The sequence below is a fragment of the Streptomyces sp. NPDC090741 genome, assembly GCF_044769045.1.
Classification (GTDB): Bacteria; Actinomycetota; Actinomycetes; order Streptomycetales; family Streptomycetaceae; genus Streptomyces.
In genome coordinates this window covers 25,556-43,848 of record NZ_JBIVXF010000010.1, presented here as the reverse complement: position 1 = coordinate 43,848, position 18,293 = coordinate 25,556, and the positions used below count along the sequence as shown (strand labels likewise).

16 protein-coding genes are annotated in these 18,293 nt (G+C 71.2%); 4 read left to right on the top strand and 12 right to left on the bottom strand.

The annotated features are described in order from the left end of the window. The first annotated feature begins 298 nt into the window (after nt 1-298). Nucleotides 299-973, top strand: a complete 675-nt coding sequence (locus ACIQU4_RS25745; RefSeq protein WP_403735097.1) for a hypothetical protein — start codon at nt 299-301, stop codon at nt 971-973. A 79-nt stretch (nt 974-1,052) separates the two neighbouring features. On the opposite strand, the gene ACIQU4_RS25740 is transcribed toward ACIQU4_RS25745, so the two are convergent. The 3 genes from ACIQU4_RS25740 to ACIQU4_RS25730 all read right to left on the bottom strand — a co-directional run bounded on the left by ACIQU4_RS25740 (nt 1,053) and on the right by ACIQU4_RS25730 (nt 4,699). Continuing rightward, entirely contained in the window at nt 1,053-1,853 is an 801-nt protein-coding gene (locus ACIQU4_RS25740; RefSeq protein ID WP_403735094.1) for a class I SAM-dependent methyltransferase, read from the bottom strand. Between the two features lie 1,009 nt (nt 1,854-2,862). Next, nucleotides 2,863-3,747, bottom strand: a complete 885-nt coding sequence (locus tag ACIQU4_RS25735; protein WP_403735091.1) for an aldo/keto reductase — start codon at nt 3,745-3,747, stop codon at nt 2,863-2,865. Between the two features lie 13 nt (nt 3,748-3,760). Beyond that, nucleotides 3,761-4,699 carry an NAD-dependent epimerase/dehydratase family protein gene (locus ACIQU4_RS25730; RefSeq protein ID WP_403735088.1) on the bottom strand — a complete coding sequence of 313 codons (939 nt, stop codon included), beginning with the start codon at nt 4,697-4,699 and terminating at the stop codon, nt 3,761-3,763. Between the two features lie 80 nt (nt 4,700-4,779). Between ACIQU4_RS25730 and ACIQU4_RS25725 the strand changes: the two genes are divergently transcribed. Further along, complete coding sequence (locus ACIQU4_RS25725) at nt 4,780-5,124, top strand: LysR family transcriptional regulator (protein ID WP_403735803.1); 345 nt, start codon at nt 4,780-4,782, stop codon at nt 5,122-5,124. Between the two features lie 513 nt (nt 5,125-5,637). Here ACIQU4_RS25725 and ACIQU4_RS25720 read toward each other — a convergent pair. The 6 genes from ACIQU4_RS25720 to ligA all read right to left on the bottom strand — a co-directional run bounded on the left by ACIQU4_RS25720 (nt 5,638) and on the right by ligA (nt 12,639). Next, a complete protein-coding gene (locus ACIQU4_RS25720) occupies nt 5,638-6,624 on the bottom strand; it encodes a hypothetical protein (RefSeq protein WP_403735085.1) in 987 nt (328 codons plus the stop codon). Continuing rightward, nucleotides 6,621-7,919: an MFS transporter gene (locus ACIQU4_RS25715; RefSeq protein ID WP_403735083.1), complete on the bottom strand. Its 1,299-nt coding sequence runs from the start codon at nt 7,917-7,919 to the stop codon at nt 6,621-6,623. Before ACIQU4_RS25715 ends, ACIQU4_RS25720 begins: the two co-directional genes overlap by 4 nt. Beyond that, nucleotides 7,919-9,268 carry a discoidin domain-containing protein gene (locus ACIQU4_RS25710; RefSeq protein WP_403735080.1) on the bottom strand — a complete coding sequence of 450 codons (1,350 nt, stop codon included), beginning with the start codon at nt 9,266-9,268 and terminating at the stop codon, nt 7,919-7,921. Before ACIQU4_RS25710 ends, ACIQU4_RS25715 begins: the two co-directional genes overlap by 1 nt. A gap of 658 nt (nt 9,269-9,926) precedes the next feature. Continuing rightward, entirely contained in the window at nt 9,927-10,187 is a 261-nt protein-coding gene (locus tag ACIQU4_RS25705; protein WP_403735077.1) for a hypothetical protein, read from the bottom strand. Further along, nucleotides 10,184-10,492 carry a DUF6247 family protein gene (locus tag ACIQU4_RS25700; protein ID WP_403735074.1) on the bottom strand — a complete coding sequence of 103 codons (309 nt, stop codon included), beginning with the start codon at nt 10,490-10,492 and terminating at the stop codon, nt 10,184-10,186. Before ACIQU4_RS25700 ends, ACIQU4_RS25705 begins: the two co-directional genes overlap by 4 nt. Nucleotides 10,493-10,587: 95 nt before the next feature. Next, nucleotides 10,588-12,639, bottom strand: a complete 2,052-nt coding sequence (gene ligA, locus ACIQU4_RS25695; protein ID WP_403735071.1) for an NAD-dependent DNA ligase LigA — start codon at nt 12,637-12,639, stop codon at nt 10,588-10,590. A 304-nt stretch (nt 12,640-12,943) separates the two neighbouring features. Here ligA and ACIQU4_RS25690 point away from each other — a divergent pair, with 304 nt between their 5' ends. After that, nucleotides 12,944-13,285 carry a HopJ type III effector protein gene (locus ACIQU4_RS25690; protein WP_403735068.1) on the top strand — a complete coding sequence of 114 codons (342 nt, stop codon included), beginning with the start codon at nt 12,944-12,946 and terminating at the stop codon, nt 13,283-13,285. 858 nt (nt 13,286-14,143) lie between these two features. On the opposite strand, the gene ACIQU4_RS25685 is transcribed toward ACIQU4_RS25690, so the two are convergent. Both ACIQU4_RS25685 and ACIQU4_RS25680 read right to left on the bottom strand, forming a co-directional pair. After that, the gene (locus ACIQU4_RS25685) at nt 14,144-15,043 is read right to left on the bottom strand and encodes a hypothetical protein (RefSeq protein ID WP_403735065.1); all 900 of its coding nucleotides are present in this window, start codon (nt 15,041-15,043) and stop codon (nt 14,144-14,146) included. Beyond that, entirely contained in the window at nt 15,040-16,053 is a 1,014-nt protein-coding gene (locus ACIQU4_RS25680; protein ID WP_403735062.1) for an SPFH domain-containing protein, read from the bottom strand. The genes ACIQU4_RS25685 and ACIQU4_RS25680 overlap by 4 nt, the downstream gene beginning before the upstream one ends. Before the next feature lie 822 nt (nt 16,054-16,875). On the opposite strand from ACIQU4_RS25680, the gene ACIQU4_RS25675 reads away from it, so the two are divergent. After that, the gene (locus ACIQU4_RS25675; RefSeq protein ID WP_403735059.1) at nt 16,876-17,268 is read left to right on the top strand and encodes a hypothetical protein; all 393 of its coding nucleotides are present in this window, start codon (nt 16,876-16,878) and stop codon (nt 17,266-17,268) included. A gap of 357 nt (nt 17,269-17,625) precedes the next feature. Here the strand turns inward: ACIQU4_RS25675 and ACIQU4_RS25670 are convergent, their stop codons facing one another. Then, nucleotides 17,626-18,216, bottom strand: coding sequence for a CHAT domain-containing protein (locus tag ACIQU4_RS25670; protein WP_403735800.1), 591 nt, complete (start codon nt 18,214-18,216; stop codon nt 17,626-17,628). Between the last annotated feature and the right edge of the window lie 77 nt (nt 18,217-18,293).

Here is an 18,293-nt window from a genome sequence, read left to right as displayed (position 1 = left end):
ATGGGCCCTCGCACCAGGCGTGGCGTTCGCGGCCCAAGTCGCCCGCCACGTCGGCCTGCCCCCCTCACCACCCTCAAGCGTGAGGCTCGGAGGACACCTGCGCGGCCCACCTGCCTTCACCGCGCTTCTGGCCAACCCTGAGTGCTGACAGCCTCCTCCGCCTGCTGCCCGCCCCCGGCCCCGCCGACGCGGCTCCGGAGACGCACCCGGGACAGTTGATCACCGCGGAGACCGATGGCAGGATCGTGCGCCGGTCCGGGATTCGGACAAGCGAGCTACACGAACGGGGAGTTGGGGTATGCGTGTGAACACCGGGACGGGCACTGCCACAGTGCTGCTGGTGGTGTCGGCGCTCTTCGTGCCCGGCTGCGGCGCCGAACCGTCGAAGGGCGCGGGCACACCGGGGACGGGGACCGCCTCCAAGTCTTCGGCGAGTGCCGGCGCGGGCTCGGGCTCGGGCACTTCCGCGGCGGAGTTCTCCACCGTGTTCAACACCGAGCAGAAGATCCAGGCGGCGCTGCCCGACCCTGCTTCGATGAAGGGCTGGAGGCCGAAGACGGGCAACGCGAACGTCGTCGCGCAGCCCACTGCGCCGGCACAGTGCGGCCCCGACTGGGACTGCGCCGCCGTGGCCGACGGCTCTGCGAAGTTCGAGGAGGTCGGGGAAACCGTCATCTTCCATCTGCAAGCCTTCACCGACCAACCGACTGCGCAGGACGCCTGCCGCAAGGAGGCGACGCAGATGGCCAAATACACCAAGGCTGAGGTCGCACCCCTCGACGGCGCCACGAGCCACGCGTACTACCGCAATGCCGGAGGCCTCGACGGCATCAACGTCAGCCTCTGCCTGGGGACCGTCGTCGGCCGGGTCACCATTGAGGGCGGGGGAAGCAACCTGGATCCCGAAACCGCGCACTCCATGGCCCGCATCCTCATCGACCGTGTCCGCAAGGCCGCCGCAGCGGCTCTCTGATCCGCACATGCCCCGGGCCGTCAGGCCACATCACCGCAGGATCACACCACATACGGCCCAAACAGAGTCGATCGATCGTTCAGCGGCGCCCCCGGACCGCAATCACGGCCAGGGGGAAGGAGACGCGGGCCGGGTCGAGCAACTCCGAGATTCCGGCTTCGACCTCCTCTTCGCTGAGCAGGCCGCGTTCGACCAACGCGGGAGTAAGGGTGATCAGCGACAGCCGCGAGACTTCCGCGACCGGGGCGCCCGGGCGGGAGGCAGGAAGTGACGCCTCCGCCATCACCTCCCGGTAGCCACAACGGCTGAGGACGGACGCAGCGCGCGTTCCCCAGTTGCGCTCCATCCCGTACGAATCGGCGAGCATCGACCAAGCCGTCTCGATGCTGCGGCGCAGCGGAGATGTCTCGGGCATGCCGGTGCACGGGAAGTTGACGAGTTCCTCAAGGTGGAGCGTGCCGCCTGGAACGAGCCAGCGACGCATCCGCTCGACCACCTGCTCGCGCTGGGGCAGGTGCATGAGGACGAACCTGGCATGGATCAGGTCGAAGGAGTGCTCGGGAAACTCGTCGACGGTCACGTCGTGGTGCACCACGTCGAGGTTGTCCGGTCGGTCGCGAGGCATCAGCCTGACATCGAGTTCGGTTGCGGTGACGTGGCCGCGCGGACACTGGGCAGCCAGCCACGCGGCCGTTGTACCGGTCCCCGCACCGACCTCGAGGCAGCGTCCGTTCTCCGGGAGTCGCAGTGCGGAGAGACGCTGTTCGGTGTCGGGGTCGAATGCCTCCGTGATGGCCCGCAGCCTGGCCACTTCCAGCGGATTCGCGTGACCCAGTTCGTCTTCGTAGTGGCCCGTCGAAGGGGATTCGTCCGTGGCCATCCTGTCTCCTCGCGGCGTGTGCCAACGTCGGGCCACGGACGCTACGCGCACCCGTCGCGCCAGGCTCACGCTTGCCCCGTCCAAGAGCGCGGGGTCCACCCGCTCGGCTCATCGCCGGGCCCCGGGCCGGGCGGCGGTTCGCCGCGTGCCCGACCCGTCTTGGTGGGCGAGGTTCTCACGGCGGCCTGATCCGGTGCGCGGGGGGGAGAGAGAGAAGAGTCATGCCGGACCAGGACCACGATCTGACCGGCCACGAGCAGGGCACCTTCACGCACGAGGGCACCGAACGCCGGATCCCGCGGTGCGGCGCCGGCCCCGCCGTGATCGTGATGGCCGAGACACCGGGCATCACGCCGAAGGTGCTGGAGTTTGCGGACAGGGTCGCGGCGATCGGCTGCACGGTCGTGCCCCGGTGCTGTTCGGCGAGCCCGGCCGGGACCCCCGTCCCGATGCGCCGCCCGGGCCATGGCCACCGACGCCCGGCTGGTCGCCCCTGTGCGATCCCAACCGTCGCTGCCAGTCGCCGTCTCGGCGGGCCGCTCGCGGACGATCGACAGCAGCCCCGAGGAGCTCGCCGTCGTACGGGGGCGCTGCGAGCGGGAGGGTCTGCAGGTCATGGGACTGGGGTTCAAGGGCGCCCGGTTCGTACCCGGGGACCGGTTCGCGTTCCTGCGGCGCGAGCTCGACGGCGTGCTTCCCCCGCGCTCCGTGCTGACCGACTTTCAGGGAGGATTGCCCCGGAAGCGTCTCGGACGTCGGGGCGTGGTGGTCAGTGCAACCAGGCTGGCCGGGGCCTGCAGAGCCTGCCATCCCAGTATGCCCGCAGCCTCGTGGCGGCCGACGGCGAGGGGCGGCCCCGCCGATCCCCCTGCACCAGCCACAGGCGGGCCACCCGACGCCACACAACCACGGCCCCTGGCAGCGCACCAGCATCGGATGGCTACAGGCCGGTCGCCGACCTCACCCGCTCTTCGGCGTCGCTCTTCAGCAAGGAATCGGCACCACCACCTCATTCCGGCAGAGCGTCCTCAAGCTGCGCCAGCTCCTCCGTGCTCAGCTTGAGGTCCGCGGCCCTGGCCGAGTCGGTGATGGAGGCCGGGCGGCTGGCTCCCGGTACCGGGATCACTGCCGGGGAGCGGGCGAGCAGCCAGGCCAGGGCGATCTGTTGCGGGCTGACGCCGCGCTCGGCTGCAATGTGCTGGAAGGCGGTGTCGGCGGAGGTGGGGCCAGAGGGGCCGTCGAGGCTGCTGCGTGAGATGCCACCGAGTGGGCTCCAGGGCAGAAAGGTCAGGCCCAGCTGTGTGCTCAGCTGCAGCTCGGGCTCGCTGGCGCGGACGGCAGGCGAGTACTGGTTTTGCACGGAGACGAGTCCGTCGCCGAGGATCGCGTGCGCCTGGCGGATCTGGGCGGTGGTGACGTTGGAGATCCCGGCGGCGCGGATCGTGCCGGAGTCGAGCAGGTCGCGCAGGGCGCCGACGGACTCTGCCCAGGGCACCGCCGGGTCCGGCTTGTGCAGCTGGTACAGGCCGATGGTCTCGACGCCCAGGCGCTTGGCGGAAGCCTCGGCAGCTTGCTTGAGGTGGGCGGGGGTGGCGGTGACGGTCCAGCTGCCGTCGCCGGGTCGGCCGCGGCCGCCCTTGGTCGCGACCAGGACGCCAGAGGTGTCGCCGCCGTAGCGGGCCAGGGCGCGGGCGATCAGGAGTTCGTTGTGACCCACCTCGTCGGCGTGCCAGTGGTAGCTGTCGGCGGTGTCGATGAGCGTGACGCCGGCGTCCAGGGCGGCGTGGACGGTGGTGATGGCCCGTGCCTCGTCCGGGCGATGCTCGATGGACCGCGGCATGGCGCCGAGGCCGATGGCGCTGACGCGGGTGTCTGCGATGGTGCGGTACCGCATGGTGACGTGATCCTCAGGTGGTGGGTGACGGCTCGGTGGTGAGGGCTTCGGCGACGGTGCCGGGCAGCCAGTCGGTGGTACGGGAGAAGGAGAAACCCAGCTCCCTCGCGCGAGCGTTGCTCATGGCGTAGTGGCGGTCGAAGGAGAACGGCGAAGCCTCCTCGCCCGCCGGGACGGTCCGGTAGACGGGCTCCCGGCCGGCCTGCGTGGCGATGATCGCGGCGAGGCCGTATACGTCGAGCAGGCCGTCGGAGCAGGCGTTGACCGGACCGGTGAAATCGGCCGTGGTCGCCCACAGCAGCAGGTCCGCCAGCTCCTCGTAGTGGATGAAGACCGTGGGCAGCGCCTTCGTGTGCACAGTGATCGCCCCGCCGTCGGCGATGCGCTCGGCGTAGTGCGCCAGCCGGCCGGTGAACTCCTGTGCGCCGCCGCCCACCACGTGGGCGCTGCGCACGGAGGCGAACTCGAAGCCGCCGGCGCGGGTGAAGACGGCCTCCGCCTGGCGCTTGCCCTCGGCGTAGTGCGCCTCCAGGTACGCGTCGTCGTGCCAGGGCAGGTCCATGGCCACCGGCCAGGTGGCCGGGTCCACGAGCTCCTCCGGCACCGGCGTGCCTGCCGGCACAGCCGGCAGCGCCGCGGTCGCGGGGTCGTAGACCTCCATCGTGGAGGTCATGACGTAGCGCCGGGTTCGGCCGGCAAAGGCGCGGGCGGCGATAGCGGCCTGCACCGGGGTGTAGCAGACCTGGTCCACCACGACGTCGAAGGTGCGAGAGTCGAGCGCGGCCGTCAGGGCGGCCTCGTCGTTCCGGTCGACAACAAGGTGCTCAACGCCTGCGGGCGACGGGGTGGAGCCGCGGTTGATCACAGTGACCTGGTGGCCTGCGGCCTGCAGGCGCTTCACCAGAAGCTTTCCGAAGTACCGGCTTCCGCCGATGACGCAGATCTTTTGCATGCCCCCCATCCTGGAGACCTATCGTCATCAGCAGAAGTACTGACTTACTGGATGCGTATTAAGTAGGACTGTTGATCGATGTGCAGCGGCTCCGAGTCCTGCGGGCGGTGGCGGAGCACGGCAGCTTCGACCGTGCAGCCACGGCGCTCCGCCCCACACCCTCGGCCGTCTCCCAGCTCAGCACCGGCCGTGCCCTGCTCACCGTCGCCACCTTCACCAGCGGCGGCAGACTCCTGCTGCCCGCCGCTCTCTCCCGGCTCATGGCACTGCCGCAAGGGCATCGGTTCGCCAACCGCGACGCGCTCGACCTCGCCGAGCCGGCGGCCGAACCCTGGGTGCTCGGCTGCCTGAAGACCGAGGAAGAGGCCTGCCGGGAGCACGGCATCGCGCTCGCCAGGACGGGTCTGCGCCTGTTCCACCACTGAGCCCGGCCGACTCACCGGTGGGCGCGGCCGCGGCCCGTGGCGGGGTCAGATGGTGCCTGGCGCCCCGGGCGGCCCAGTAGCCGACCCGGCCGGCGGTCACCTCCAGGCCGCGGGCAGCGCGCACCGCGGCGATCGGGTAGGTCTTCGCCAGCTTGTCGATCTACGCATCCAGTCTCGCCGGCAAGGCGGTTACCGCCTCGGGCAGGGGATGGGGGTGGCCTCGACCTCGGTGGTATGCCCGTCCCAATCCCGCAGACACGCATCCGCATGCTCCTCCGGCCCCAAGGAACAAAACTTCGGTCCCCGTGGCTTGGAGGAACCTGGTCCTGGAAGCGCTGCCCAAAGCCGGCCACCTCCGGCGTGAGCGGATCGACCGGGCGTCGGATGTGGACGCGGCGCAGGCGGGGGATGTGGACGCGGCGCAGGCGGGGGATGTCGTCGGTGTCCTGGCGGCCGGCGAAGTCGGCGTAGGGCTGGGCGACGGCCTCGGGGTTCGCCTTCTCGTGGTTGCGGTCAGTTCGCGGTGGCCGGGGAGGAGCCGCCGGGGATCAGGAGGCGGGGGGCGCCCGTGCCGTCCGCCGGGACCGACCAGATGTCGCCGGCGCGTCCTTCGCCTCCCGGGAGGGCGTAGCCGACGGTCTTGTCGTCCAGCCAGGCCGCCTGGTCGTCGACGCTGCGCGTCTCCGCCAGCGGGTGTTCGCGCATGTCCGCCAGGTCCAGGACGTACAGCCGCCAGGGCGCAGCGGGGTTGTCGGAGACCTTCTTCTTGAAAGCGATACGGGTGTTGTCCGGTGACAGCGACGGGCATTCGACGTTCTCGCGCAAAGCCTTCGCCGACCAGTTGCGCAGGTCCCCCTCGACGAGGTGGGTACGGCCCTTGGTCGACACCGTGGCGTAGAAGCGATTGTCGTCCCGGGCGAAGGTCACTCCCCAGTAGTTGACGTCGGGGGCGTGGTAGCGGCTCCCGTCGATGGTCAGCGGGATCTCCTCCATCGATTTGATCAGGTAGCCGGTGCGCAGGTCGAAAATGGAGGTCCGGGTGGAGAACGCGGTCGTGGCGTAGGAGTCGCCGGTCGCGAAGGCCGTCCACGACAGCACGTTCCCCGAGGCCGAGACGCGGGCCCGGTTGGGGATTCCGGGTACGGTCACGCGCTTGACCTCGCGCAGCTGCCGGTCCAGTACGAGCGCCTGGGTACGGGCCGGGATGCCGGGCAGCTTGCGCAGGCACAGGGCGCGCTCCCCCGCGGTGTAGAAGCGCTCGCAGGCGGGGCCTCCTGTGGCGGGCGGCCCGCCGGTGCCGCTCTGGCGGGCGACGTGTCCGGTGGCCGCGTCCCGGTAGTAGAGCCCGGGTGCGGCCAGGCTGAACGATCCGTCCCCGGCGGCCGTCGGCAGGTCGCGGTGCCTGGCGTGCAGTACGTAGCCCAGGGAGCCGCCCCCGAGCAGCAGGACGGCGAGCACGACGAGGGCGAGGCGGCGGAGTTGTGTCGGTCGGGGGTTCACGGCGCCTCCGGGGCGTCGACGGCGGGGGCGGCAGCAGGGGCAGGGGCGGGGGCGGCAGCGGGGGCGGCAGCGGGGGCGGCAGCGGGGGCGGGCAGGATGCGCCAGGCGGCCGCTAGCGCCCCCGCGAGCGCGAGCGCCGCCGTCCACAGGGCGGGCCCCTGCCCCCAGAAGGTCCAGGCGGCCCCGAAGCCCGCGGCGCCCAGCAGCCGGGCCAGCGCCTGACCGGTCTGGAGCACCGCGAGCCCGCGGGCCCGGCGGTGTGCGGGCAGCACGGGGCCGGCCAGTGCCATCAGGACCCCGTCGGTGCAGGCGTAGAAGACGCCGAGGAGTAGCAACACCGTGGCCGCGGTCGGCCAGGCAACGGGCAGCAGCAGGACGGCGTACGCGCCGAGCAGCGTGGCGTGTCCGGCCAGGAACGGCAGCCGGCGCCCGACGCGGTCGGCGATCCGGCCGGCCGGGACGGCGAGCAGCAGGTATCCGGCGGCGGCGCCGAGCGGCAGCAGCGGGAAGAGGGCGGGCGGCAGGTCGAGGCCGCGCTGGATGAGCAGGTAGAGGAACGAGTCGCCGATGGTGGCAGCCCCGAGCAGGGAGGCGGCGTACAGGATCCGGCGGAAGACGGGATCACGAAGTGCTCCGCGCTGAAGGGGTGTTGACCGGATCCGTGGTGTGGGGGCGGCGGAGGGGACGTACAGGAGCAGCAGGAGCACACCCAGCAGGCCCGTGCAGAAGCTGACTGCGAACACCGCGTCGTAGGCGTCGGCTGTCGCCCACAGCACGGCGAAGGCCGCGAGCGGGCCCAGCAGCGCGCCGGTGGTGTCCATGGCGCGGTGCACGCCGAACGCCCGGCCCAGTGTTTCCGGCGGGCCGCTGAGCGAGATCAGCGCGTCGCGCGGGGCGGTGCGCACACCCTTGCCGAGTCGGTCGGCGGCGAGCGAGGCGGCGATCCCCGCGGTGGCGCCGCCGGCGAGGAGCAGGCCGAGCCGGGACAGCGCGGAGAGCAGGTAGCCCGCGCCGGCGACCCGCTTGTGACGGCCGCCGCGGTCGGCGAGTCGGCCGCCCAGGAGTCGCACGAGCGCGGTGGCTCCGTTGAACATGCCGTCCAGGAAGCCGAATTGGAGGGGTGAGAGGCCGAGGCCCAGGACGAGGTAGAGCGGCAGCACGGCCGTGACCATCTCTGAGGAGACATCGGTGACGAGGCTGACCGCGCCCAGCGTGATGACGGTTGCGGGGACGCGCCGCCGGGCCCCGAGGGGGCGGGGCGGCGCGTCCGGGCGGCCGGTGTTGGCCAGGTACATCAGTGGCAGCTGTACTTCGGGCTGGTGTCCTTGACCCCGTCGGCGGCGACGTAGGTCCAGCTGTAGCCCGAGTCCGTGAAGTCGAGCTTCAGGACCCCGTACTGGCCGCTGATGCGCTTCTGGCTGTTGGGCTGCACCTGCTCGATCGGGTAAGGCTCGGCGCCGCCCATGCCGCCGACGATCTCCACGATCCCGTCGGCGGCCGCCTTGCCGTCGGGGTTCTGCGGCGCGAAGCGTTCGTAGTGGTGGTCGTGTCCGTTGAGGACCAGGTCGGCCTTGGCGGCGTAGAGGATCTTCCAGACGGGCTTGGAGACGGGGTCGTTGCCGTGTCCGCCCGAGGAGTACAGCGGGTGGTGCCAGTAGGCGGCTATGCACTGCTTGCCGTTGGCGGCGAGGTCGGCCTTGAGCCAGTCGATCTGGGCGGCCTGGTCGAAGGCATTGGAGTCGAGGGCGATGAAGTGCCAGTTGCCCTCGTCGAAGCTGTAGTAGCTCTTGCCCTGCGGGTAGGCGATGTTCCCGAAGTACGCCTTGTATCCGGCGAGGGAGCCGGCCGGGTCGTACGTCTCGTGGTTGCCGGGCACGGGGTGGGTCTTGTCCTTGAAGGCGCCCCAGCTCTTGTCGTAGTAGGCACGGAAGTCGGCGATCCGGGCGTCGTCGTACTGGTTGTCGCCCATCGTCAGGTAGAACTTCGGGTCGATCTCCCGGGCCAGGGCGGCGGTCTTCGGGTGTGCGCAGCCGCTGTCGGAGGCCGTGCACCGGGCGGCGATGTCACCGGCCGCGACGACGGTGAAGGCGCCGCTGCCGGGGGGCGGACCGCCGTCGACGGTGCCGTACACCTCGGCCTCGAAGAGGGAGTAGCCGTACGCCGTGCCGCGCGCGGTGCCGTACACGCGCAGGTACCTGCCCTTGCCGGAGAGGCCGGCGAGGTCGTCTGTGCCGCCGTTGCCGGCCTTCTCCTCGGCGATCCCGGTCCAGGTCGTGCCGTCGGTGGAGACCTCGACGCGGTAGGCCTTGGCGTAGGCGGATTCCCAGGTCAGCTTGACCCGGGAGACGGTGGCGCCGGCCCCGAGGTCGACGCGGATCCACTGCGGGTCCTTGCCCTCGGCGCTGGCCCAGCGGCTCGGGGCGGCGCCGTCGAAGGCGTTGGCGGCGCCGAGCGAGGAGCTCTCCGTGGAGGAGGCGGTGGCGGGCTTGCCGCGCGAGATGAGCGGGTCGGCCGCGGCTCCCGCCCGGCCGGGCCAGGCGAGGAGGAGCCCGGCGACGAGTGCGAGCACCGCGGTCACTACGAGGAGGACGGGCCGAAGCCGACTGGGGGTGGGGGTTGGTGGGGTGGAGGCGTACAGGTGCATACCTGACTCCTTGGCCTGGGGACGGCGAGAGCTGGACACCGGTGCGGAGAACGCCGCCCCCCTTCCCCGGGAGCATGGGGGCGTGCAGGGGACAGCGTCACGGCGGCCGGGTCAGAGCTCTCGCTGAGCGCGTCATGCCCATGTCATTTCGCTGCCATCAGGCACCGCGCCAAGCCGCCGTCTGGGAGCGTATCGGATAGGAAAGTTTCCTACCAGTGGTTCAACACGACTGCCGACAGGGCCGGATGGGGGGCGGGCGTACACCCGATGGCGGCGCCGGTGGTCGTCCCGTTGCGGCACCACCGCCGGCGGCTTGGTCGCTGCTCAAGATCGGAAAGACAAGAGCCACCCGCGCCCACGCCGTCCCCATCCACGGCGGCGCCCACACCGGAGTCCACGTCACCACCCCTCACACGGGACGCCGTGGACGAGGTGGTCCGGACCGCGGTCGGAGCGGCGGGCTTCGACCCTGCGCAGGGCCGCCCGACCGTCGCAGCACGCGCGGGAAGCCCCGGGCGCTGTCCGCCACCTCCGCCTTGACCGGCTCGCAGACCTACCTGACCCTGACCGGGCTCCAGCTGAACCTTTCCGACATACCCCTCCCCGAGATCACCCTCCGCATCGGCTGACCCTTAATACGGCCGAGGGCATGGCGTTGCTACCCGAGCCAGACGATGACCAGGACGGACAGGTGCCGGGTGAGGCGGTTGGCCACGTAGACGACGGACAGCTGCCCGACGGACGCTGCGCGGACGTCCTCGCCCTCCGGATCGCCGGCGTTCCACTGGGGCCAGCCCCACGGCGAGCGCACCGCGATGTCCAGGACGTCGCGGACCATCTCCCTGGCCGGGTCGGGAAGCTCGGCGAGCGTCTTCGCGGCATGCGGGGACAGACGCACCGCCCACGGCTGACCGGTCACCGGCGGCGACCGAGAACGTCGTCCAGGTCCACGAAGCCGGACTCGTCACGGCCGGAGTCCATGAAGGCGTCGACGGCCGGGGCCGCGGCGACGCGCAACTGCCAAGTCCGCACCACCTCGCGCAAAGGGGTGAGACTTAAGGTGTGGCGGGCATCCTCCAGAGCCTTGGCCCAGTCCCGCTCGAACGCCGGCACCCACGTGTCCGCAAGACGGCCGGCACGCAGCTGCGCGAGCAGTTCGGCCGCAGCGCCCGGCGCGGGCGCGTACGGCGGGACGGGTACGTGGTCTGCGGGTTGAGCACTCACAGGCTCCTCCAGGGAGGTTGTACCGCCACGGTAGCCGCCGCAGCGGTGGCGGGAGGAGGGGTTCAGCCCACACGGCCGGTGGAGGTAGCTCTGGACTACTGGGTAGTGGGGAGGAGATCGGCGACGAGGACGGCGAATTCCTCGGGGTCGAGGATGCGGATGCCCAGTTCTTCGGCCTTGGTGCGCTTGGAGCCGGCCTTCTCGCCCGCCACCACGAGGGTGGTGCGCTTGGAAACCGCCGACGATGCCTTTCCGCCGGCTCGCTCGATCAGCTCGTTCATCTCGTTCCGGGACAAGACCGCAAGGGGGCCGGTCATGGAGCCGGTTACCACGACGGCCTGTCCGGCCAGCGGGCCGCCCGCCGAGTCCTCGCCATCGTTCGCGTCGATCGCGTCGGTCGCGGGCTTCTGCGGCTCGGTGACCTGCGTGCCGACCTGCTGGGCCTGGAGTTTGTCGAGGAGCGGGGCGAGTTCGAGGAGTTCGGCCGCAATGACACGGGCCTTCTCGGTACCGATGCCGTCGACCCCCGCCAGCGTGTCCGCGTCGGCGGCCCGGATCGCGGCCATCGAGCCGAAGTGCGCGGCGATCCGGCGGGACATCGTGCGCCCGGTGCCTCGGACGCCAAGGGCGCAGAACACGCGGCTCAACGCAGCCCCGCGGGCGGTCTCGATCGCGGCCAGGAGATTGGCGGCGCTGGTCTCACCCATCCGCTCCAGACCGAGGAGCTGCTCGCGGGTCAGCGTGAACAGGTCGGCGACGTCCTTGACCAGACCGGCCTCCACGAGCTGGATCGCGCGCGAGCCGCCGAGACCTTCGATGTCGAGCTGGTCCCGGCCAGCCGCGTAGATCACCGAGGCCACGGCCTGACAGCTCCGGCCGCGCACGCACCGCCACCGTTGCTCGGAGGCATCGATCGCGTCGCCACAGCGGGGGCACGCATCGGGGAAGACGATCGGGCTCTCGGCGCCGGTGCGCTGGTCGACCAACGGTGCCTCGACCCGGGGGATCACGTCGCCGGCCCGGTACACGAACACCTGGTCGCCGATCATGAGCCCGCGACGGGTGATGTCGGACGGATTGTGAAGCGTGGCGTAGGTGACCGTCACCCCGTCGATGACCACGGGCTCCAGGACAGCGCGCGGGGCGATGATCCCGGTCCGGCCGACGTTCCACTCCACCGCCAGCAGGCGCGTCACCTTGTGTTCGGCCGCCAGTTTCCGGGCCACCGCCCACCTCGGGGCGCGCGAGCCGTTGCCTGCCTGACGCTGGTCCTCGGCCGTGTCGGCCTTGACGACGACACCGTCGATCCCGAACGGCAGGTCTCCGCGCAGGCCGGCGATCACGTCGATACGTTCCTGCACCTGCTCCACGGTCTCGCATCGCATCGGGGCGGCGGCCGTGCTGGCGGCCGTGTTCGCGCCGAGCGCGGCCAGGTTCTCCAGCAGAGCGACGTGGCCGAGGTCGTCCAGGCCGATCGCGCTGTAGGCGAAGAAGGTCAACTCGATCCGGTAGGGGCGGTCCTTGGCCCGCAGGGTGCCGGCCGCTCCGCTGCGCGGGTGCGCGAAGGGCGTGGCCTGGTGGGCGAGACGGATCCGGTTGGCCTCCTCGAACTGCGCGGTCGTCAGCAGCACCTCGCCGCGCAACTCCACGTCGATCGGCTCGGTGAGTACCGGGGGCAGACCGAGGACGGCGTCGGCGGCGTGGGTGATGTCCTCGCCGGCCAAGCCGTCGCCGCGGGTGAGGACCTGAACGAGCCGACCACCCCGGTACCGGGCGGCCACCGCGAGGCCGTCGAGCTTCGGCTCCACACACCACCCGGCCACAGGGTGCCCGAGACGCCGTTCCAGCCCTGCGGCCCACTCGGCGAGCTCGTCAGCGTCGAAGACGTTGTCGAGGGAGAGCATCGGCACCGAGTGCGGCACGTCACCTTGCACAGCGCCGCCCGCCACCTTCCCGGTCGGCGACTCGGCAAGCACCTCGTCCGGGTGGGATTCCTCGTAGGCCGCGATGGCGCGCAGCAGCCCGTCGTACTCATCGTCACCGAGCGGGGTGGTCCCGTCGCCGTAGTACGCGGCCGACGCCGCCACGGCGGTGGTCACGGCCTCCACGTAGGCGGCAGGAGAGAGCAGGGCACTGTTTTCGGTCATGAAGGTCATCATCCTGCCCCGCACTGACAATGCCACCGCCCGACCCCGCCTTGCCACGGCACGCAACCGAGCCGCCCCGCGATAGAGGGCCGGAACGGCAACAGTTGCTGATCAGCACCGCACTCGGGGCCGATCGCCCGGACCGAAAACGGCTCTCGGCGGGTCGCCCAGTCGCACATCGTGACCTGCGGAGATGCCGCCGTTCCAACATGTGGTGCGATCCCTACCGGCTGGCCATGAGGGAGGTAATGTCGTCCGGTCACGGACGGCAATCGGATCGTCTGTCCAACCCAGGGGAATCGACATGACTGATCTGAACTCGCTGCGGGCGAGCCTTGCGTCCGGTGAGCACGAGTTCGCCGACACCCTGGCCTTCATCGCCGCGCACTACGAGTATCAGCCGCAGGCGTTCCGCAACGGGGAACTGGAAAATGCCGCGGGTGAGAACGAGGGTTCCTGCAAGACGCTGGGACTGGCCCTGCTGGAAGGGCTGAGCGACCAAGAGGCGCGGCTGGCATTCGGTGAGCACTATCGCAGTGTGCTGGCGACGCCGAACGACACTGATCACGGCAACATTCGCAACCTCATGGCCCATGGCCTGGCAGGGGTGAGCTTCGCCGGGCAACCGCTGGCCCGCAAGAGCTGAACAACGAATCCGGGCCGGCGCAAAAGGCGAGGAGCGGAACACCGCCCCGTACGCCCACTCCCCCAGCCCTCCCTTCAAGAGTGGGACGAGGCGTCACCAGCGTCAACAGGTCGTACACGGTCGCCGGCAGCACTGCCCACAGCGGCGGCTCGGGTTCGGGCTGGGGCTTGGGCGTGGGCGTGGGCGTGGGCGTGGGCGTGCCGAGGATCGATCCGCTGGTATCCGCCTTCCGTGATCGGCGCGGAGTACAGACATCTCCACCCGCCACGGCGTCAGCCCCGCACCACCGAGCGCCTCAATGTTCGGGCAGACAGCGCTGCCAATGGTCCCGTCAATACTCAAATCCGCCGCCAGCCCCGAACAGGCCCGGAAAACACCCAGGACGCCACGGCTCCCCCACGCCACCGCGTACCGCACCCCGTCCAGGCCAGCCCCGGGGTCGACCGCGGTCAGCTGCTCACCAGTCGGCCGAACCAGTCAGGGCGCAGCGGTACCGTACGGCCGGCCGCGCGCAGGTGGGCATGGGCCTGTGGCGGCCGCGGCCGCCAAGTCGCGGAAGCTGCGGAGGCTGCGGAGGCTGCGGAGGCTGCGGAGGCTGCGGGCGAGCTTCTTCGTGGCATCGAGGCGGCGGATCAGTACCGTGCATCCCGAACGGCAGGCCAGGTCCATGCCCTCGGCCACGGTGCCCTCGGCACAGGAACGATCCGTCCAGGACTCCAGCCACCCCGCGCTTTGGCCAGGTCGCCCCTACGGGGCACAACGTCCACCTCGCCGAACAGGCCGTGGTCTGGCGACAGATGGCCCAGCGCGGCGTCCTTTCGTGGGCCTGCAGTGGCGACTGCCGGTCGGGCAGGGCTCTCACGTCACCAGGTGCAGCGACGTTCCCGCGATGCCCAGCCGTACGCTCTGTCCCCAGGTCAGCTCCAGGGCGTCGCCCTCCATCCCGTCGCCGAATACCACGATCCGGTCCGACTCCACGGTCAGCTGCAGCCCCTGCCCCCGCCCCAGCTCACCGGCGACCCTCGTCGTTCCGGTCGCGGGCGAGGGCCAGGCTTCCCGCACGAACCACAGGAGCCGCCGCTCGCAGGGTGCGGGCAGCCCCGCGGAGCTGCCGCGCTCCAGCCACAGGGACCGCAGCCAGCCGGTGGCGCCCGTGCCGGTGCCCACCAGCACCCCGGAGGATGCCTGGGCCTCACCCGGGCCCTTGTCGCCGTCGGAACCCAGGCGGTAGCGGGCCGTCTGGTGACCGGGCGAGCCCAGATAGATCTCGTTCAGCGCGAGAAGTCGCTGGGTGTCGTCGGCGACGGCCTCGACCATGGTGAGCTCCTCTGCGCGGCCCCCGGCGGCGATTGCCGCACGCAGCAGCGAGGCCGCGTCGGTGCAGCGATGACGGACCAGGACCCCCGGGTTTCGCCCCGGATCGGTGTCGATGCCCACAACCGGCTGTCCGCGCAGATACTTCGCGGTGTTGGCCACCAGGCCGTCCTGGCCGACCACGACCACCACGTCCTCCGGGCCGAACAGGAAGCGGTCCAGGTCCGCCCGCTCCACCCGGGCGCTGCGCCAGGTGAGCGGCACCGCCGCCGCCACCTCCCGCAGCGCCTGCCGCGTGCGCTCGTGGCGGCGGACCGCCTCGTCGATCGACCGGCCCCGGCTGGAAAGGAAGAACGCGGCCTGCCCGTGCGTTCCGTGCCGGGCGAGCAGCTCCTCGTACTCGGTCCTGCGGTGCACGAGCACCGCCCGCGGGGCCAGGCTCACGCGCCCGCGCCGCCTTCCGGACGTCCGAGCTTGGCGAGGAGCCCGGTGAGGACATCAGGAGAAAGGGTGATGCTCTCGATCCGCGGCAGGTTCTCCGCCAGTCGGGTCGCCGCCAGGGCGTGCAGCGTGCCCGGGCCGGCTTCGTCGTGCACGCGCAGCCACGCAGCCTGAACCTCGGCGCGCGCCGCGCCCGTCTCGCGCGCCGCCTCGGCGTCCGCACGGGCCAGGCGGACCTTGCGGGCCGCCTCGGTCTCGGTCCGGATGCCGTCCGCCGCCGCCTTCTCCTCGGCCTCGCGACGGGCGTTGGTGCCGCGCTGGTCGATCAGCTGCTCCTCGCGCCTGGCCAGTTCGATCTGGCTGGCCAGCTCGTTCTCGGCGATGGCACGCTCTCGCTCGACGGCGACGGCCCGCCGTTCGTAGGTGGCCCGGTCCGCCTCCTGCTGGATCTGCTCGCGGGCCGGGGTGCGCAGGGCACGCTCCACCTCGGCCTCTGGGCGGATCGCCACGACCCGCACGGCCACTACCTCGATGCCGGTGGCCGGGAGCCTGGGCTCCGCGGCGAGACCGGCGGTGACGCTCCCCCGCACGGAGGCGACGCCGTCCACCAGGGCGGCGGCCAGCGGAGTCCGGGCCAGTACGTCCAGTGTGTGCTGCTGCGCGGTCTCGGTGAGGAGGGTGGCGATCTGCTCCAAGGGGGCTCCGCGCCAGCTCCCGGTGTCCGGGTCGACGGAGAAGTCGAGTCGGGCCGCAGCTTCGGCCGGGTCGCTGATCCGGTAGGTGACGGTGGCCTGCACGGCGACGTCCTGGAAGTCGGACGTACGGGCGTGGAACGCCATGGCCAGCTCCCGGTCATCGACCGGCACTTCGGACAGCGCCGCTGAGAGCGACCGGTACCAGAAGCTGAGCCCGAGCCCGTCGTGGACGAGTCGGCCGCGCTTGTGGTGGCGGATGTGGGTGGTGGGCGCGGAGCGCAGATGACGCCAGCCGAAGCGCCGGGTGATGTCGGCCATGGCGAACCCCCTTGATTTCGTCAACATGACGATAACAAGCCCGTATTCATATCGTCAAGAGGACGAAAAGAGGCGTGTAGGGGCACTCCCCCGGCAGCAACGGAAGCCGCGCGAACGGGTCCTCGGCCTGCCGGACGGGCTGCCCCCGAGCGGTCTCATGGTCCGTGCGTCCGCGCAGGCCGCGGTGCGGCTCCAAACTGCTGACCCGCTCGACCACGTCGAAGTCCTGGCGTTCGAACTTCTCCGCGCGGAGGTGGTCTACGAAGCCTCCACGATCCGCGACGCGCGGTCGAGGCGCATTCGCAGGTACGCAGCCCGACTGACCGCCACACACGCCGATGTCCGGGCCTGCCGCAACTCCTCGTCGAAGCGGGTCTTGTCCTCGTCCGTGCCGAAGGTGCGGCGCGGGTCGAGGGGCGTGGGTCGCTCGTCCGTGCCGAAGGTGCGGCGCGGGTCGAGGGGCGTGGGTCGCTCGTCCGTGCCGAAGGTGCGGCGCGGGTCGAGGGGCGTGGGTCGCGTCGTCGAACTGCCACCGACCGGTCAGTAGCGGCAACTCCTCCGGTGCCGGCTCGCTGACTGCCCAGTGCGCTGGATCACGGACGAGCGCGTTGCCGGGCCCGCCGGTCGGGCCGCCGCCCGAGGCGTCTGTTCCCCCCTCGGGTCTGCCACGGTCCCCGGTCACTCGGTACCGCTCACGGTGACACGGCGGATGACGGGCGACAGGGGCCGTCAGGAGACCAGGGCCGGCGCGGATAATGGCACCACCCCTGGGCCTGCGCGTGCGAAGGCCCGTACCGATCCGAGAGATGAAGAGCAGAGTCCATGACACTGAAGGAAGGCCAGCGGGTGAAGCTGGCCGCGGACACCAGACTCACCGACTGGGCTGCGATGACGCAGGACTCCCCGACGTCGCCGGGGTTCGTGGCCGGGTCTCTCCTGCTGGCGGCGGGCATCGAGGGCACCGTCGAGCGCGTGATCGAGCACGAGCAGCAGAGCCAGGAGGCGCGCGAGTACGAACGGCTCTCGTCGCTGCTCGACGCGTTCGGCCGGGACATGCCTCCGGGGAGCAGGAGGCAACTCGAAGAGCAGATCGCCTCGTTGGAACCGCAGTGGATCGCCTATCAGGAGCAGAGACAGCGTGTCACGGTCCGCGTCCGCTTCGACCTCGGGCTCATCCTGGACGACGCGCACGAGGACGTTTTCACGCCCGCCTGACCGAAGCCTCAGCGGCCAGGGTCGCGCTCGTCGCCTCCCTCATGGCCGGCGTGGCGGCCTCGGGGCCGGACCTCGACGGACTGGACTGCGGTTTCGACAGCCGGAACCCTCCGCCCACCGTCCAGGTCGGCAGCATCGAGAGGGGGCTCGGCCTCCTCTGCCACACACACCCGGCAGCGCTCGGGCCCCTTCCCCGGGCCGCCGTACGGCACCCCGGGGCTGACCACCTCCGCGGACGCCTCCGTCGAGCAGCGGCGTTAGAGGTTTCGACCGTGCCGATGTCCTCCGCGATCTCCTGCAGGGACAGCAGGACGGAGCGGTCGGACAGGCGGACGACCGTGCGGGCGGCGGACGTGGTCACGGGTGCCTCCAGTTGTCGGACCCGTCGCTGAAGAGGGGGAGGGCCGCCCGGTGGTAGGGGTGGGTTTCCCGCGGCCGGCCCGGGGTCTCTGGCATCTTCTTCTGCGCGTGCCAGAAGGCCCGCCACAGCGGTTGACCCGGATCGGACCGCAGGCCGCTGTAGAAGCGGACCAGGAACCGCCGTGAGCTGTGCTCGTCGACGTTCCACAGTGCCGCGATCACGGTGCCCGCGCCGCCGTACAGCAGGGCCTGGACGAGCCCCTCGACATCTCCGGCGGAGTGCTCGTCGCGCAGGCCCGACGCACAGGCCCGCAGGGTCGACAACCGGGTGGTAAGGGCGCTGCGGACGAGGTCCCGGGCGGTCAGCATGTGATCGAGTCGGGCGATCAGGGACTGCCCCTCGGGCATCTTGCTGGGACGGCGGCCGTTCTGTGCCTGCAGCAGTCCTGAGTCGAGGGGTTCACGGGTATCGAAGTACGCGTGGCAGGTGATGTGCGCGAAGGCGGCCGTGCCGAGCCGGTCGTGGGCTGCCTGACGGGTCGCCTGCTCCCCCGTCAGCGCGGTGACCGGCCATCCCGCGGCTCTCAGCAGCTCCGCATCGTCCTCCAGCCGCTGGGGTTCCGGGTCTTCGTCGGCGGCTACGGACGCGCAGAAGACCTCCGGTG